This window comes from Nostoc sp. UHCC 0302 (genome assembly GCF_038096175.1).
GTDB lineage: Bacteria > Cyanobacteriota > Cyanobacteriia > Cyanobacteriales > Nostocaceae > UHCC-0302.
The window spans coordinates 2186379-2204506 of the sequence record NZ_CP151099.1 but is presented as its reverse complement, the minus strand read 5'-3'; the positions used below and the strand labels follow the sequence as shown (position 1 = coordinate 2204506).

Annotated in this window: 10 protein-coding genes and 3 pseudogenes; 4 read left to right on the top strand and 9 right to left on the bottom strand. The window is 43.8% G+C overall.

Annotation, left to right across the window (positions count from 1 at the left end):
* Positions 1 to 217 precede the first annotated feature (217 nt).
* The 6 genes and pseudogenes from WKK05_RS09245 to WKK05_RS09220 all read right to left on the bottom strand — a co-directional run bounded on the left by WKK05_RS09245 (position 218) and on the right by WKK05_RS09220 (position 4940).
* Positions 218 to 1122 (bottom strand): annotated as a pseudogene (locus WKK05_RS09245) (transposase).
* Between the two features lie 412 nt (positions 1123 to 1534).
* Complete coding sequence (locus WKK05_RS09240) at positions 1535 to 2563, bottom strand: hypothetical protein (protein WP_341529439.1); 1029 nt, start codon at positions 2561 to 2563, stop codon at positions 1535 to 1537.
* Positions 2564 to 2601: 38 nt separating this feature from the next.
* Entirely contained in the window at positions 2602 to 3927 is a 1326-nt protein-coding gene (locus WKK05_RS09235) for a peroxidase (RefSeq protein ID WP_341529438.1), read from the bottom strand.
* A gap of 19 nt (positions 3928 to 3946) precedes the next feature.
* Positions 3947 to 4498, bottom strand: a complete 552-nt coding sequence (locus tag WKK05_RS09230) for a hypothetical protein (protein WP_341529437.1) — start codon at positions 4496 to 4498, stop codon at positions 3947 to 3949.
* Between the two features lie 39 nt (positions 4499 to 4537).
* Positions 4538 to 4753: pseudogene (locus WKK05_RS09225) on the bottom strand (IS1 family transposase); the annotation flags it as partial.
* Positions 4754 to 4763: 10 nt separating this feature from the next.
* Positions 4764 to 4940: a hypothetical protein gene (locus WKK05_RS09220; protein WP_341529436.1), complete on the bottom strand. Its 177-nt coding sequence runs from the start codon at positions 4938 to 4940 to the stop codon at positions 4764 to 4766.
* 471 nt (positions 4941 to 5411) lie between these two features.
* On the opposite strand from WKK05_RS09220, the gene WKK05_RS09215 reads away from it, so the two are divergent.
* Positions 5412 to 6278, top strand: coding sequence for a bile acid:sodium symporter (locus WKK05_RS09215; RefSeq protein WP_341529435.1), 867 nt, complete (start codon positions 5412 to 5414; stop codon positions 6276 to 6278).
* 625 nt (positions 6279 to 6903) lie between these two features.
* Here WKK05_RS09215 and WKK05_RS09210 read toward each other — a convergent pair.
* Positions 6904 to 7035, bottom strand: a complete 132-nt coding sequence (locus WKK05_RS09210) for a hypothetical protein (protein WP_341529434.1) — start codon at positions 7033 to 7035, stop codon at positions 6904 to 6906.
* A 124-nt stretch (positions 7036 to 7159) separates the two neighbouring features.
* Positions 7160 to 7452 (bottom strand): annotated as a pseudogene (locus WKK05_RS09205) (ATP-binding cassette domain-containing protein); the annotation flags it as partial.
* A gap of 165 nt (positions 7453 to 7617) precedes the next feature.
* Between WKK05_RS09205 and WKK05_RS09200 the strand changes: the two are divergent.
* The 3 genes from WKK05_RS09200 to WKK05_RS09190 all read left to right on the top strand — a co-directional run bounded on the left by WKK05_RS09200 (position 7618) and on the right by WKK05_RS09190 (position 15706).
* Positions 7618 to 12861, top strand: coding sequence for a PAS domain S-box protein (locus tag WKK05_RS09200; RefSeq protein WP_341529433.1), 5244 nt, complete (start codon positions 7618 to 7620; stop codon positions 12859 to 12861).
* Between the two features lie 382 nt (positions 12862 to 13243).
* Positions 13244 to 14059 carry a response regulator gene (locus WKK05_RS09195; protein WP_341529432.1) on the top strand — a complete coding sequence of 272 codons (816 nt, stop codon included), beginning with the start codon at positions 13244 to 13246 and terminating at the stop codon, positions 14057 to 14059.
* 678 nt (positions 14060 to 14737) lie between these two features.
* The gene (locus tag WKK05_RS09190; protein WP_341529431.1) at positions 14738 to 15706 is read left to right on the top strand and encodes a phytanoyl-CoA dioxygenase family protein; all 969 of its coding nucleotides are present in this window, start codon (positions 14738 to 14740) and stop codon (positions 15704 to 15706) included.
* 279 nt (positions 15707 to 15985) lie between these two features.
* Here the strand turns inward: WKK05_RS09190 and WKK05_RS09185 are convergent, their stop codons facing one another.
* Positions 15986 to 17752 (bottom strand): Rieske (2Fe-2S) protein, encoded by a 1767-nt coding sequence (locus WKK05_RS09185; protein ID WP_341529430.1) that lies wholly within the window; start codon positions 17750 to 17752, stop codon positions 15986 to 15988.
* Positions 17753 to 18128 lie beyond the last annotated feature (376 nt).

The following is an 18128-nucleotide window of genomic DNA, read 5'->3' as shown; positions in this document are numbered from 1 at the left end:
ATTTTATAGTAATTTTCATCGCAATGAAGGACATGAGTAGGGTAACACAGCTAGCTGTGCTATCCTACTGCTAGATTATTCCTGATCTTGCTTTTCAATACCACAGGCAAGTGACACAAGTAGCAAGTTTTAAGCGACACGATAGCTTGAAGTGACCATCTGACAGTATTAATCAATTTTGTTTATCTTTTTTCAGGGAAGAAACATTGGTCACAAGTTAAGATTGTGAGGCAATTGTCAAGGAGATTTGAGAAGATGGCTGAAAGAAAAATTCAGGTGTGCCTCGTTGTTGATCAGGAAAGGGTGCAACAATTAGCTTCATGTTTGGTTTTCGTTGACGTTTAACAATGCCTAAATATTGATTTTCTGGAGCAGCAAAATCTTTGATAGGGTCAGTTGCTAGACCTTTTTGATGAGCAACATAAAAATGATAAAGACCGCGATAAATCATCTCTACAGAAATGGAGTCAAAAGGTAGAGAAAGTTCGTCGGTGACAGCATCACCTAAATCAACCAATACAGCATAAAATAACCAAGTAGCCCAAATCTGCAATTGAACACCATTCATTGAACCAGTCCATAAATAACTTAAACCTAAAAGTCGCTTTACAGTATTAAAAGCATCTTCAATTCTCCATCTTCGGCGATACAAATCAGCCACAACATAGGGTGGTAGAACTGTAGGGTCAAGCACACTCGTTAAATAAGAATGCCATGTCTTGCCTGAACGAATTTCAACTAGACGTAGAGTAACAAAGGGAGTCTTCTTTGTGCCAGAACCAAGACGTATCAGACGGTCGCGTAAATAAAAGCTATCTGTAAACACTTGCTGGACATGAATCGCTGCTCCCTTTTTTAACCGGGTTATAAAGTTCACATTCTTAGCAATTAGTTGTAGCCAGAAATTAAAGTGGTAAAATCCTCTATCTAATAAAAGCAGATTATTGGGAGTAACTAAATTTAAAATATCTGCTTCAAACTTTGTAATACCGCCGCTACCATTAATGGTAAGTTGAGAATCCTGTCTCTTAATCCCAGTTGACGGTAGTAATTTTCTTGGGTAGTAATGGCTGGTGTCAGTAACTGTTCGAGTTGAAAAGCAATTACTTCGTCTTCCACCATTGGCCGTTGCTTCTTTTTAGCATGATCTCGATTGATTTTACGGCTGCTGCTCACGGTTTTTACAATCGCTCAATTACTTGTATTAACTGAGTTTCACATAATTTTTTCTGTTAGGAAATCCTACTTTCAAACCTACTGATAATGATAATCAAATATTGGGGTGGGGAAGGAGGGCAGCAACGCTGCCCTCCTTCCCCACCCCAATATTATTCTTATACAGAGATATCTATGTACAAAGATGTATTGACAAAATTCACTTATTTCTAACTTGTGGCAAATGGACTACACCCTGCCCTAGCAAGGATTTTAGCTTTTCAAGCGTGCCATTCGTTTCAAGGTCTTTGGGATGATTAATGTCTAGAACCCCTTGCTTAATTCTTGCCTATCTCCCCTGAAATTTTCCGCTCTCCACTTAGACATTGACTCGCAGTTTCGCCATGTTCCGCCAAAAGTGTCCTAGACTTTCCGTGCCGCCGAATAGTGTGGTGAAGATGGTCGAGTCGGCAAGCAAAATATCGCCGCCACGGTAACCGTTCGGCGGTACCCAGATGCACGTATTGAATTCCCGATTTCCCTCTGCCGTGAACGGATGCGGTCGGGAAAGATCAATCGGCTGTGTCGCCAAAACATGAATGGACTTCGTGTCCTCTGTTGTCAGCGCGTAGTGGGGCAGATGCAGATGGAAGTTGAACGTGGTAACTCCATTCAGCAAACCCAGTTTGTCGAGATCCTTGTTAACGGTCAGGGGTGCGATCTGGTTGCTTCCTTGTACGATAGCAGGCCGGAGTCCAAACTGATTAAGTACAGGCACTTCGAGTTCTTTCATCAGCGATCGCGTGTACTGACCGAAGCGCTGCTGGCGCGGCACGAGTTCGTCGCCGTGATGCTTATACTCCATCTGGCGTTGCTGCATATCACTCGTGAAACCCACGTCATGGTGCGGCGCAAGGAGCAGGCACGTGCCTTCCCGGTTAAGCCACTCCCGGATCGCGTCGATTTCTCCCTTCTCGGCCTCTTGCTCGGATACGAGGTGATCCAGACCGAACACCATCAATGTATCCGTGTCTGCCAGAATTCTTTCATCAATCAGGAGTTTGTAACCTGCCTGGTCAATGCGTTGGTAAACGGCGACCGGCTGCCCAGTAATCTCGCCCACGATTTGCTGAAAATCGATGGTTGATCGGTGGAATAGCTCCAGAGTACCAGCGATGCCCTGCAAGAAATTCATCTTATCCCACTCAGATCCCTCAAAGTTCGGCCAGCCGACCCGACGGACTTCGGTCATCGTCGAAAACCGATTATCCAATTCGGTCAGATATCGGTTGACTTCCCAAGGATAACTCCACGTCCAGTAAATGCTGAACCGACGTTTGTTCGGCGTGTACGGTCGCGGCACATGGTTCTGGTTGTACGTTCGCCCAACTCGATTGAGCTTGCTCATTTTCACCACCATTCCTTTTATTTGATCGGATTCTAAAGTTACCTGCCACTGCTCAGTGACGCCAGGTACCGAAGCGCCTTCAGCCCGGGCAGAAAGAAGTAAGCCCCGCCCCGAACCGTGGTGAATGCCGGAATGCCCTTGATGGTTTTCCGGATTGGCCGCTTCGGGATCTTGAAGTCAAGGGTGCCGTCCTGCGTGCCGATAATCGGATCGCGCTCGTTGCCGAGTTCGTGGAAGTTCTTGTCATTCACCCACACGTTCTGCGCGAACTCGAACTGACGAATCAGGCTCGCGCAGATCACGAAGGCAGCAATGCCACGCTCTATCCCGTCTTCTGGTGCATCTTCCGGGAGTGGTGGCCCGTAGGTCGCCCCGCGACGGATCATCCGCCGCCGATTCATGTTCGCCCCTGTATCACGAGGATTCAGGCGACGGATATGGGAGCCGAGGGGTACGGCATAGCCATGCGGGTCCATAGTCGCATAGTTGAAGTCGTTGTTGCGCTGCATATCCACGGCGAGTGCTGGATCGTCCTTTTTTGGTGACAGCACCAGCGGTGCGCCGCTGCGCCAACGACCCATCAATTTCGCCGCCACAAGTTCCTGCTCTTCCGGCGTCTGACCGTGCTGGCGCAGGAAGTCACGAAACTCGATGATATGCTCCTGCAGGCGTCGATAGGCCATGTAGCTACCGTTCCGGGAGAGGATCTCGGGTTGCGGCAGATTGGCTGGGAGACCATATTCGTCCGGGTATCCCAGGATGAACTCGCCCGCCTTCAGCGGCGCACCGGAACCGGGCGTCGGCTCTTCGCCCGAGCCTTCGATGGCTGGCTGCGAGAGCCGATCGCGGTAGCCGAAGTGGTCGTGTGCATAGTTGAAAGGCGGCGTTGCCTCCAGATCCAATGCCGAGATCACTTCCACGCCCTCGCACTGCGCGATGAGTTGCTGGTGTTCCGCCTTGCACCGATCACGCTCCGTGTTATCGCGGGCAAAGAGAATCACAATTGCATGGAGATCCGGACTAGCCACACCTCCCACCCAATTGTCAGGATGATTCGTGCCGGTGTCGCCGAGGATCTCCGCGCGGGCCACCATGCCCTGCTTAAACTCATCAGGAAACGTGGCCAGCGATGCCTCATCCATACCCAGCGCCCGCAGGCCGTTCCAGGTGAAAGCCACGCTCACCCATCGGTTGTCCTGTTCGACCGAAGCACGAACCTCCGCAGACGACTGTACCTTTTCAAGAATGGCAGCTAGCCATGCTCGTCCACCAGCAGGATTCCGGAACGATAGAAATTCATACCGTCCGGTGAGCGCAGGCACACGAGTCAACAGAATGTGCTGAATGTCGTCAAACTCAAGCATATCAATTCCTCCTGATGGATTACTGCATCTGGTCAAGCATGTTGGAGAACGCCGCCTTGAGTTTGAGGGCTTTCTTGATTTCGTCGGAACTTACGTAGGGATACTCGCCGTATTCGAGGAAGCTTGGACACTGGTGCTCACGGACGAATTGGATGAACGCCGATGTGTTCGTCTTCCAGTCCTCGGGAAATCCCTCAAGATTCTCGAAAACAGTATTGAGTCCGTACTTTGAAAAGAGTGCAACGGCGTCCTCAGTATATTTGTCGAAGTCTGTGTCGAAGATGCCCTGGTACATGAAGTATGTGTCCTCGGCGATATCAAACAGCACCCAACGTAGGTAATGCAGTTTGAGCACAGCAAGACCGTCCGGTAAGTCGGCGATGGTCTTCTCGATCGTCTTCCCATATTCGCGGATGGTCTCCTCCCTGCCGGGCTTGATTTTTGCGATGATCGTGAAGCCGTAGCACGCGGGAGTCTTAGGAAAAATCGGTCCGTATCTTCCCTGTTCCTGTGCGAAGACTCCCCCCTTTGGGATTGCCATGGCGGCGGGTTTCGTCCAATCGTTGTGCATATCAATCTCCCTTTCTTGGGTGGCGTTATTAAACTGTTGTTAGACGTTTAAGCCAAACTCGTAGCGATTGATAAAGAACCCAATAACCAAATCATGCATTTCCTCAGTCTTAGAAAAGCAAATTGTTTTTCTAGCTAGTCGCTTCAGCCGAGTTCTTAAATTTAGATGTTTATGTGCAATTCTTTGAGTCTTTCTCTTGCCAATCTCATGTTTTTCCGCAGGTAAATGCCGTTCATAAGCTCCCCAACCATCTGTATAGTATTTCTTAACACCAAATGGCTTTAATCAATTTTTTAGCTTCAGAAATACTTCGTCTTACACACTGTCCAAATGCGTAAGCTAAAACTTTGCCTGTCAGGCGGTCGATAGCACCTACATAACTCCACACTTCATCTAGTTCGGACTCTTCAATCCCTTCCAGATCAGGAAGCAGGACGGTCATAGGACAGACCTAAATCACTTATTTAACCCCGGCTTCTATTATTACAGTATTCCAACAGTTTGATCACATTACCAACGGATCTATACTTTTCGGTAGATACAAATTACTCTATCGGCTTAATAAAGTAGTAGTTTCAACACGATAATTCTACTTTCTTTAGGAGGATGCAGAGTGATTTATTTCTGTTTATAAATCAGCTATGAGTACAGTTTTGATAGATAATTTCTATGTCTATTGAGTCACTTTAAGAAGTAACTTCAAGAATTGTTCAACAGTCATTAGATGAAATACACAAATATTCATTATTCACCTGCCCATACATTATAGGAAGTAACAGGATATGAACATTCATTAGGAATAAATTTAATTACTAGAATCTGTTAGTTTGCTGACTGATTGTTGTCCTGCTTTAGCGCAATTTCGGAATCTTGTAGTGATTTTTCACCATCCAGGATCGGTCATTTGAAAACCATGCACCATCCCTTACTACTGATACTCGTTAAAGTCACTATTTTTTCTCTAATGTTAGCCATAGGGTGCAACCTCTCTTTTGAAAAGATGCGCTCCTTCTGGCGAAAACCTGTCTTAGTATTCCGTGCGCTTTTAGCGGTTGTTGTGCTGGTTCCTCTAGTGGTGATTCTGCTGTTGAAACTGTTTAACTTACCATCGGCAGTGATGATCGGATTGGCAATACTTGCAGCTTCTCCAGGTGCGCCTTTGACCACAAAGCGATCGCAACAGGCTGGAGGCAGCTTCCACTACTCAGCGAGTTTTCAGCTAACTCTGGCAATACTTGCGGTTTTTGTTACTCCCATCACTTTGGCGATTTTTGCCACCTTATTTGAGAGTATTTCCCAAAAAGTAGCAATTGTGGACGTTGCCCGACAAGTGATTATGGTGCAGTTATTACCTGTCAGTCTCGGTATTTTGATGCAAAAGTTCGGGCATACATTTACCCAACAGATTGCTAAACCCTTGACTTTTATTGCTAACAGTCTCTTTTTAGTAATGGTTGTTTTAGTGTGCATCTTAGGGCTGCCACTGTTTTCCAGAGTTGGGCAATTACCACTCGTAGCGATCGCAATTATGGTGATTGCCTCTCTAGGAATTGGACACACCTTAGGCAGACTCGATGATGATATGCGAGCTACCTTAGCGATTTTCTGTATTGCTCGTAATTTTGGTTTAGCTTTGTTTATCGCTATTTTGAATCATGTACAGCAGATGGTGATTCCGACACTGGTAGCTTACGTAATTTTGGGAGCTTTTATAGGTGTTCCCTACTCAATCTGGAATAAACATAGATTAGCCAAAACTAGCCCAAATGTTGGTATTTGAGAGATCAAAAACCGGGTTTATTAGTAACTGTTTCCTTGCCCACTCGAACCAAGCAACCTAGGGCAAACAACTCAAGAGAAGCGTGTCAAACGTGGAATAAAAAATAAACAGTTTCTCGCTGGGTTGGATAACAATTATTTAGAAAGAGTTTTAGCGTTAGCATAAACTGATATATCAAAATTTGAATTGATACTTTAGGGAAAAGTTTACTTATTCTCTAGATGAGCATAGTTATATATAGCGTTTCCAACTCCAGTGAGGTACAAAATAACCCCTCCCCAACCCTCCCCAACCCTCCCATTACCAAGGAGAGAGTGCGCGACAGCGCGGGTGGAGTGTATTTCATGTGTCTGAGAATTGCTATATACTTGCTTTGTGAGCTTTTTTACTATCAATAAATAGGGGTTTTACTTTCGATAATCTAATTCATATTTTTAAAAAATACTTTATTCACTTTATTTATCTTTCTCTTATTCTCTACAACTATATATATCATTTTGAAATTTTTCTTAGTTTTTATTAGCAAATAAGATGCGTTTCCCCTAGGGGCTAGGGGGAATCAAAATTTGCGATGTTGGTCATCAACATTATGATGTTTACTACCAACGTCAAGTGATCGCCTCAGTTAATTTAAAGCGATCGCTTGAGTAAAACTGAGAAACTTGTCTAGCGATCGCATTGGCAGGGTGTTGGGGGTAGGGTGTTGGGTGTAGTGTTTAAGAAAATTAAACTTTAGTTGCGTCAAGGAGTTCAACATTTTCTTGATTTCCCACACCCCACACCCCACACCCTCTCATCCAGTTATATCAAAGGTTTACGCTTAACTTAGTGCCATTAGGGGTTTAAATAAGAGGTGTGAAACTTTCTTCAATTTTGAATTGTTAAGCTTCTGCTGCGTGGAGTAAGCAAATATAAGTTCCGCTCTGCTGCCATAATTCGTCATGGTTACCACGCTGCACTATTTGACCTTGCTCTAATACAATAATTTCATGGCAGTCGCGAATTGTGCTGAGGCAATAGGCTACTACAATACAGGAACAACCACGGTGTTGTAAATTGCGGTTAACAATTAACTCGGTTTCCGTATCTAGGGCGCTGGTTGCTTCATCCAGTATTAACGCTGTGGGATTTCTTACTAAAGCGCGGGCAATTTCTAAACGCTGGCGTTTCCTCCTTGTCCTCTGCTCCCTGCCTCCATGATGCTAATATCTGAGTAGCTGCTGTAGCATTTAAAGCCAATATGTAGTTTTGCTGTAGTTAAATATCCTGTTGATTAACTAACGATACAATCGCTATACCAAGTTGTTCTATCTATCCAGGAGGCATCAAGGAGTTGGTGATGAGCGTTGAACAGCTAGAGCAGGTGAAGGAATTGCAAGCTACCGTAGCGAAGATGGAAGTTACATTAGATGCGATCGCTGATGGTGTAGTCTGGGTAGGAGAAGACCGATGCATTCAATGGTGCAATTCTCATTTTGAGTCTCTGGTAAATCAACCCCACGGCACTGTTTGCGGCTTGAAGTTAGCTGATTTGCTACCCCTAACCCAGGCTGGACAACCAATTGCTTTGCAAGCCTATCCTGATGTACAGATACACAATGGGGGATACGAAACAACAAATTATCAGTTGCAACAGGGTGAGCGTACCCTAATACTACAAATATCCGGCAGATTTACCGGAGTGACTGATGATAAATGTGCTGTACTGGTAATTCGGGATATCACGCTAACTCAGCAAACTCAAGAATCCTTACAAGAAATTGAAGAGCGATTGCACACACTAATCAACGCTACACCCGATATTATCTGTTTAAAGGATGGCGAGGGAAAATGGTTGTTGTCAAACCAAGCTAACCTGGACTTTTTAGAGCTACAAGGTGTTAATTATCAAGGCAAAACCGACTCAGAACTGGCAGAATTTAGCAATTTTTATCGGGATGCTTTGCTCAATTGCGATAAAACAGATGAACAAGCTTGGCAACAGGGAACTGTTCATCGGGTAGAAGAAGTTGTGCCTCGTCCTGATGGGACAGTGAGCAGTTTAGATATGATTAAAGCTCCCTTATTTCACCAGGATGGGAGACGTAAGGCGCTGGTGGTTTTAGGGCGGGATATTAGCGATGCCTATCGGCAAACTACGCAACGCAAACAAACTCAAGTAGCTTTAAAAAACTCTCTGTCTTTGTTAAGCGCTATTTTTGAATCGATTCAAGATGGTATCTTAGCAGTCAATGGCTTAGGAGAAATCACTAGTTACAACCAAAAGTTCTTAGAAATGTGGTCAATTCCACCAGAAGTTTTGACAGAACCTGACCATCCTAAGCGACTGGCGTATCTGGCAAACCAGTTAAAAGACCCAGATGATTTTTTGCAACGAGTCCGAGAATTATACAGACAGCCAGAGCGAGTTAGTTATGACTTGCTAGAATTGCGAGATGGCAGAGTATTTGAGCGCTACTCCTGTCCTCAGTGCATCGGCGAACAGATTATTGGTAGAGTGTGGAGTTTTCGCGATGTCACCCAACGGCATAGGGCAGAAGAAGCACTGCGACAAAGTGAGTTGCAATACCGCAGTATTTTTGAAGCTATTAATGATGGATTGTTTATTACTGAAGTAGAGACTGAAAAAGTAGCCGAAGTTAATCCCGCTGCTTGCCAGATGCATGGTTACTCTTACCAGGAATTTATCACCTTGCATCCATCTGTCTATATTCACCCAGACTCACATCGGGTTTTTGATGAGTTTATTCAAACAACCAGGTCTGGTGAGCAATTTTATGGGCAAGCCGTTGATGTCTGCAAAGATGGAACCTTAATAGATGTCGAAGTCAAAGGAACAATTTGCACTTATAACGGTAAGCCTCACATCTTGGCAATCGTGCGGGATATTAGCGACCGCAAACGCACTGAGGAAGCTTTACGACAAAGCGAAACACAGTACCGCAATTTGGTACGAACAGCTAACTGCATTATTCTGCGTTGGGACAGCAACGGTAATATCATATTTTTAAATGACTACGGTCAAAAGTGTTTTGGCTTTGATGTAGATGAAATTGTCGGACGTAATGTTGTCGGTACAATTGTTCCAGAAACTGAAACTTCTGGACGCGACTTACAGATGTTAATGGTTGATATTTGCCAGAACCCAGAAAACTATTTATTCAACGAAAATGAAAACTTGTGCAAAAATGGCGATCGCGTGTGGGTAGTCTGGGCAAATAAACCCATCTTAGATGAACAAGGAAACTTAATTGAAATTCTTTCGGTGGGAACCGATGCCACAAAACGTAAACACGCTGAAGAAGCTCTCCAGGAGAGTGAGTTAAAATTCCGTACTATCATCGAAAATGCCAATGACCTGATATTTGTCCTGAACACAGACGGAATCTTTACTTACCATTCGCCTAATATCACCCCAATTCTGGGATACAGCTTGGCGGAAATAGAAGGTCATTCTATGGTTGAGTTCGTCGAGCCTGAAGATTCAGCAATTAGCCTTTGTGCATTACAAAGAACTGCAACTGGAGAAAAGCTAACTGGTATTGAGGTGCGATTACGACACAAAGACGGTAGCTGGCGATGGTTCAACTTTAATACTTCAACAATCAACACTCCCAATGGCGGAATTGCAATTGCTGGCGTGGGACGCGACATTACAGAACGCAAGCAAGCAGAAGAAGCCTTGCGTCGTAGTGAAATGAAATACCGTAATATCTTTGAAAATTCCCAAGTGGGTATTTTCCGCACCCGCCAAACAGATGGATTGATTGTGGATGCAAATCAACGCGGTGCTAGTATCTTCGGTTTTGCCTCTGCTTGTGACCTCATTGGCAAGTATTTTACAACTGAATTCTATGTAAATCCAGACGATCGCACGCGGATGTTAGCAGAGTTAGAAGCATACGGCGAGGTTCGCAATTTTGAAGTAGCACTGCGTCACTTGGACGGCTCTGTTGTTTGGGTACTTTTGTCCATTCGCTTCAACGCAGAAGAATCCTGTTTGGATTCTGTGTTTACAGATATTAGCGATCGCAAACAGCAAGAACAAGCATTACACTTGATTGTCGAAGGTACGGCCGCTAAAACAGGTAATGAGTTTTTCAATTCTTGCGTTCGTTACCTTGCTGAAGTATTGCAAGTAAACTACGCCCTAGTAACAGAATGTGTTGATCAAGAAAAAACCAAAGTCCGTACCCTAGCGTTTTGGTGTGGCGAGACAATTGGAGATAATCTGGAGTACGAGTTGCGGGGTACTCCTTGCGAACATACTTTACAAGGCAACATCTGCCACTATCCTCAAGGGCTAAAAGCGGCTTTCCCTCAAAATCCAGGCTTAATAACAATGGATGCTGAGAGTTTTTTAGGCGTTCCCCTAACTAATTCATCTGGCGAGATTGTGGGACATCTAGCGGTGATAGATGTCAAACCAATGAAAAATGACCCAGGACGGGAACTGATTGTAAAAATCTTTGCTGCCCGTGCTGGTGCGGAATTAGAACGGAAGCAAGCTGAGGAGGCTGTTGGGCGTCGCGCTCAAGCAGAAAGTGTAATCAGTTGCATTTCTCGGCAATTTGTTGACCAAGATTTAAACACAGCAATGAATTATACGCTGAAAGCGATCGCTCAATTTATTGATGCCGAACACAGTTGCATCTTTGAATGCTCAGATGATCAAAGCCGATTTGACCTCATTCATGAATGGTGTGATAAAGGTATTAACCCACTAATTGATATAGCCAAAGACTCACCTGTTGAGAGTTTCTCCTATTTTTACACTCCGATTCTCCGTGGTAAACATCGACAAATTCCTTGTGTGACAAATCTGCCGCCTGATATGGCAGAGAGAAAGCTGTTTGAGCGTATGTCGTTTCAGTCTATAGTTGCTGTACCCATGCTTCACTCTGGCAAAGTGGTTGGGTTTGTTGGTGCAGCGGTGACTCACTTCTGTAAAACCTGGAGCCAGGAAGATATTAATTTACTGAAGTTGGTAGGTGAAATTATTGCGATCGGTCGGGCTAGACATCAGGCAGAAGAAGCCCTGAGAGTTGCCAAAGAAGCCGCCGAAACTGCCAACAGAGCCAAAAGTGCTTTCTTGGCTAATATGAGTCACGAACTCCGCACACCTCTGAATGCGATTCTTGGCTTTTCGCAGCTGATGGAGCGAGACACTAGTCTCAAACCAAACCAACGTGAATCTTTAGCTACCATTAACCGTAGTGGAGAACACTTACTTAACCTAATTAACGATGTGCTGGAAATGTCTAAAATCGAGGCTGGACACATCGTTTTTAACCCCGAAGACTTCAACCTGTATTTACTGTTGCAAACATTACAAGAAATGTTCCAGGTACGGGTGCGGGCGAAGCAGTTGTTCCTTAAGTTTGAAATTGCTCCTAATCTTCCCCAGTACATCCAGACAGACGAGGGCAAACTCCGTCAGGTTCTCATTAACCTTTTGGGTAACGCCGTTAAGTTCACCCAGACTGGGGGAGTAACTTTGCGGGCGAGACTGGGGGCTGGGGATTGGGGACACTCAAGTGGCAGGGGAGCAGGGGAGCAGGGGAGCAGGGGGCAGGGAGCAGGGGGACAAGGAGATAAGGGGAGTAATCAACGCCCAATCCCCGATGCCCAATCCCTAATATTTGAAGTCGAAGATACTGGACGGGGAATAGCACCAGAAGAAATGGATAACCTGTTTCAGCCTTTTGTTCAAACAACAAGTGGTATTCAAACCAAGGAGGGTACTGGGCTAGGATTAACTATTAGCCGCCAATTTGTGCGGTTGCTGGGGGGCGATATTCACTTTACTAGTAGCCTTGGGCAAGGCTCTACTTTTAGCTTTGAAATCCAAGTGAATTTAGCCCCAGCTTTGAAAGTCGTACCAAAGTTGAGTAAGGGACGTGTGATCAAGCTGGCAGCAGATCAACCGCTTTACCGGATTCTGACTGTGGACGATCGCAAAGAAAACCGTGATTTAATTGTGCAACTTCTTAGTGGCGTTGGTTTTGAGGTAGAAACTGCAAGTAATGGGCAAGAAGCGATCGCTATGTGGCAAACTTGGCAACCCCACTTGATTTGGATGGATATGCGAATGCCTGTAATTAACGGTTACGACGCAACTAAAGAGATTAGAGCTAGAGAGAAAAATCTCTCAATTCCAAATCACCGAACTGTTATTATTGCCCTGACTGCTAGTGCTTTTGAAGAACAACAGGCAAGTATCTTGGCCGCAGGTTGCGACGACTTGGTTCGCAAGCCATTCCGGGAGCAATTGATTTTTGAAAAAATAGCTGAATATTTGCAGGTGCGTTATATCTATGCAGAAGAAAACAATGAAAATGAAACAGATAAAAAGCTAGAGAATATACAATCCTCCACTTTGGATGTTTATTCTTGCTTAATGAAAATGCCTGCGGAATGGATAGCAGAACTTAATCAGGCTGCCGTTGAAGTCGATGCTGAACGAATTCTTCAATTAATTGAGCGAATTCCTCAAGCTAATTCTACCTTAGCTGAAGAACTAGCAAATTTAGTCAGATCATTCTGTTTCGATGAAATTCTCAATTTGATTGCGAGTCTCTAGTAAGCATTGTGATTTTTAGCCGAAATTAAGAATATCTTATAGAGAAATCATCTTAATTCTATCTGTAATCCCATTTTCCAAAACATTTGCAATACGTGAAGCTCATGTCCACTGAAGTAACCATAATATCCGCATTACCCCACCCTGCCAAAGCTCCGCTTTTGCTCCCTTCCCCAAGGCATCGGCTACGGTGTACACACAAGTCGAATTACCCCCCTTATAAAGCAACCTTAGTTCGATATTTTGTAACTTAGGGAATAATCGGGGAGAACTAGCGTAGAAAACTGGGTAATTGGTATTTATTTTTTTATAACTTATCGAACTAAAGTTAAAATATCTAGCGATAATTAATAGCTTAATCCTGGCTCAAGCCAATATCGTAATGCCTAACCAGTCACTCAACACACCCAAAGCAGACATACTAGTGATTGACGATACACCAGAAAACCTGAACCTCCTATCTGCGATGCTGACGCAACAGGGGTATAAAGTTCGGAGTGTGACTAAAGGCTCTACGGGGTTGCGAGGAGCAGATGCAGCTCCCCCCGACCTGATTTTGTTAGATATAAATATGCCAGAGATGAATGGCTATCAAGTCTGCCAACACCTGAAGGTAAACGATCGCACCCGCGAAATCCCAGTGATTTTTATCAGCGCTTTGGGTGATGTGTTGGATAAAGTGAAAGCGTTTGCAGTTGGCGGGGTTGACTATATTACTAAGCCTTTTCAACTAGAAGAGGTTTTAGCACGGATTGAAAATCACTTGACGATTCGGAAACTGCAAACACAACTGCAAGCACAAAATGAGCGACTACAGCAAGAAATTTATGATCGCGCCAAAGCAGAAGAGAAGTTTGCTAAAGTCTTTCGTTCTAGTCCTAATCCAATTGCGATCACTACTGTTTCTGAAACACGCTTCATTGATGTCAACCCCAGTTTTCTCAGAATGAGTGGCTATTCTCTAGAAGAAGTTATTGGACATACCGCTGCTGAACTGAATTTGAGTAAGGATAAACAAGCCCTCGCCCAAACTATTCAACTTTTACCTAATATTGAGTCAGTTTACAATCTAGAATTTGAATTTTATACCAAGTCTAGAGAAGTAAAAATCATACTACTATCCATCGAATTGATTGACTTATCTGGGGTGCAATATGCTTTATTGATTGCCGACACATCATCGAATGCAAACGTCTAGAAAATGATCTAAGGGTTGGTTGTAAAAAGCGATCGCCTTTAGTATTGCCCTTGAGCGATCGCAATACCTTGGGTTTGATTTGGTTGGGCATAGTAATACCAATTTGAAAAAAGAATACGACAAATAGATCATCTGTAGAGACGCGATTCATCGCGTCTTCATCCAACGATGTGTTGCAACCATTCATTGAATTGGTATAAAGTAAATACTCCCACTGGAGGAGTGCGATTACGCTCTTGCCGCCACACCCTTACTACTGATTTCATAACTCAACGATAGCCTTACATTCACGTGCGCTACTTTGGTTACAATCTTTAACTGGTTCGAGCCATGCTGATTGTAGCCTCTGCTACCTTTTAACTATAGTTTTAAAACACGCTATAGAATGATCTCTTTTATACCTAAAGACTGTTTCTGTGATTAGCAAAAGCATTTAGGCTAAAGCTTATCTGATGGCCTTTGCGATGGTAATTTTGAAAACCAAAACAAGCAACTAAATAAAAGAAAAGGAGAACCAACATTTAGCTGAGTAGTAAAGTTTATCTGCCAATACAAATTTCCTCCAAAGGTGATAGTTGCATTAGCTAAATAAAATGTACATATCGCTTTCTTTCAAGATGTTTGGTTTTGTCAAGCATTATTCATCGTAGGTAAGAAATTAAGTAGGAGTTATTCAACATGACAGATACAACTATTGTTCAAAGAAGGGATATTGATACTATTCCAAAAAAGTCTCTTAACTTAGATAAAAGCTTGATTCCACAAGCAGAAAATATTGACTTTTGGCGTAAGCTCAATCCAGACTTGACAATTTCTGACAAAGCCTTGCAATGGGAATCAGTGCATTCTGCAATAGAGCCAATCTACTTAGATGAATACGCACTTCAACTCAAGGAAGAAGGCTATTTTCAAACCCCTCCAGTGATACCTCCTACTACAACCCAACAAATGATCCAATGTATAGAAAAGGTCAAAAAAGCAGGGTTTCCCCCAATTTTTGCTTTAGTTTATGATATTTTCTATGAAGGGTTTGCTTATTTTGATTCAGTTTTGACAAGGATTTTAGGATCGGGTTATAAATTAATCCCCAATTTTTGGATCTACTACATAGAAACCCTCGATACTGGTAAAGGATTTGAACCTCATCGCGATACAGAGTATTCAAATACTATAGGTTCAGATGGTATGCCTAACGTCCTTACTCTCTGGATAAGCATCACAGAGGCTACCCCCTTGAATTCATGTATGTATTTAGTACCTGCTAATCGTGATCCTGAATATACTAATGCTATTCACGATTTAAATACAGGAGGAACTCAATTTGCTTTAGAGGATATTCGGGCTTTACCTACTCCACCTGGTGCGCTTTTATCTTGGAATCAATATATTTTTCACTGGGGGAGTCGCAGTAGTAAACGTGCTAAGTTTCCACGAGTGAGTTATGCTGTTTACTGTCAGCGAGGAGATATTGCGCCAGTAGATGATGTACTCCTTGACATTCCATCTGTACTCGATTTTGAGACTAGACTAGCTATAGCTTGCAGAGCTATTTACCATTATTCTCCTGTGAGTCTTCAACAATCATCACAAGAAGAAGAGTTACTGGAATTTGTAAAAAGAAACAAAGCAAAGTTGCAAATAATTTAGTCAGATTTCGCGAATAATTTAGGATTGCTATAGTTAATTGACTTGCGAAATGTGATCCAATTATTCATATTTTTGCGCTCTGAATAAGGTACATAGATAAGAGCGCACAACTAAATGTGCGCTCTTACTTATAGTGGTCTGGCAACTCAACTTTGCTAGGTGAATTAGCTTTTCAATTTCTCTTCTTCCTTCGTGTACTTTGCGTACTTTGCGGTTCGTTCCTTTTCCTCTCAAAGTTAGGTTGCTAGACCACTAGATAATTCCTTTTTTCTAAACGAATTATGATTCTTCAAACAAGCGATCGCCTTTATGCAACCGCTCGGCAATTTGATAGGTTTGTGCTTGCGATCGCATTGTCGGAGAGTGCGCCGCTAGATACCGAGATGCGGCAACTAGTACGTGGACACCCGCAGGAGTTTCACTAAGCAGCGAGTATTGCCTAAAAGCTGCTTCTATTTCTTGAATCACATGAAAATCACGGTTTTCCCGCAGCATCAGTTTACCCAACATCGCCATTAATCGTTTAGCAGAACCGCCGCTGTACAAATAATCTGCTACCAACTTACCTGTTTGATTTACTTGCTGTTGGCGGTCTAACAAATCTGGTAGTTGTTTGAGCAATTCTTCGGGATTTTGCACAGGTTCTTTTGGTTCTGGGAGTCGTGCTGGTGGCACATTCAAAAAACGATTTAGATACACGCTCATAGCAGCATCAAAGACACCCCGCAGTAGTTCTAGTGATGGGACTCTGCGAATTCCTTGATGCACAGCGTTGGCGAAGGTGAATGGATGGTGTGCCGAATTCCAGTCGCCAAAGTCATTGTTGGTATGGAAGCGAGCTACGCGGAGTGCAGCTGTGTAAGTAACTACACTAGCTAATTGTTCATCAGTACAACCTGCTTGGAGGGCATTAAGAAGAGAATTAGCGATCGCTTGCGGATCTTCCCCTAACAAAATTGGTACTAATTCATCTCTACCTGACCAAGTACCTTCTCGCGATTGGCCTGTTGCCAAAGCCGTGGGTAATTGCTCAAAGGCAGACTGTAGAATTGCTACCAAATCCACAGGGTAGCGCCAGGAATTCGACTCTTCCATGCGGGAAGCATTTGCCAAACCAGAAACTAGACTCGCTAAAACTAACTCGGCCCCTTGCCAGCCAACAACATCGAGTGCTTCCAGCGCCTTGTTGATGAAATCGAGTGTATGACCGATATCGATGTAACGATGGTCTGTAGCAGCCGTGAACAGTATATCTGCAATTTGCTCAGAACTAGCTCCTGCTCGAATTGCAGATACCAAACACCTTTCTGCTGCTTCACTATCTCGCACCTCTATAAACTGACGGAACCAGTTTTTAAGAGTATTCAAGTCAACATTGGAATTGGGCAATGGATGTACGACAAAGTGCGGCGGCGCACCTGCGCTGTCACCAGCTACTGCTGAAAGTCCCTGAAAAAGAGCGCGGGGTTGATCTTCAGCATCTAGATAGGGCAGCAAATTCATCATACTGGTGTGGATGGTTAAGCCTGAACTCCATCCAGTTTTGTTATAGTGCGTGCCAAATTCCAGCCCCATCTGGAATGGTTCTGTAACATCTGCCCCCATATCTAGTAATGCGATAGTTGATTTGGCAATAACTAACGAAATACTTTGTTCTAAGCCATCCCGAAGCCGTTGATGGTGGTGAGCATGGGGATCAACTGGGGGAGCGAGATTTACCCAAACTTCGCCATCACGGATTTCTACAGGAAAAGAGGGGACATCATCAGCCCAAGAGTCGAATGTTCCGCCGCTGGCGAGGTCGAAGCGGGCATAGTGCCAGGGACAGGTAACAATACCATCTTTGCAAGTACTACCCTGGAGGGGAAAGCCCATGTGTGGGCAACGGTTATCAATTGCATAAACTTGATTGTCTGAGTAAAACAGAGCAATAGTATGTTTTTGACTCCGAACTAATAAACTACCTGCTGCTTGTACATCTGCAAGTTTAGCAACACAGACATACTGGTCTATATGGGTTGTTGGGGTTTCAAATATTTGAGTCATTTAAGATTTCTCAAAAAGTGAAGTAAAAACTCTTACCTCCACTTTGACGAAATTTCTACCAGTTGAGCAGTTATAAACCCTAATTTTTGTTAACGCCTTATTGTACTTTGCTGCTGTAACAAGCGCGATCGCTTTTTAAGCATCCATCTAAATTCAGGTACAGAGTGAAATAAACGTCATTATCAGGCGTGCCACTAGAGCATTGTTGTCTTTCCTCACAAGTTCCTCAAATTTTTGCTCTATAAATATAAATGTAGGGGAAAGAACGCCCAAGCAGTTTAAATTTAAAATTAATCAAGTTAACTTTTAGGTTTTCTGACTCCTTTACAGACGGAATTAATGAGCCAGCGCGTTGCGGTGAATCAGCGCTGCGGGA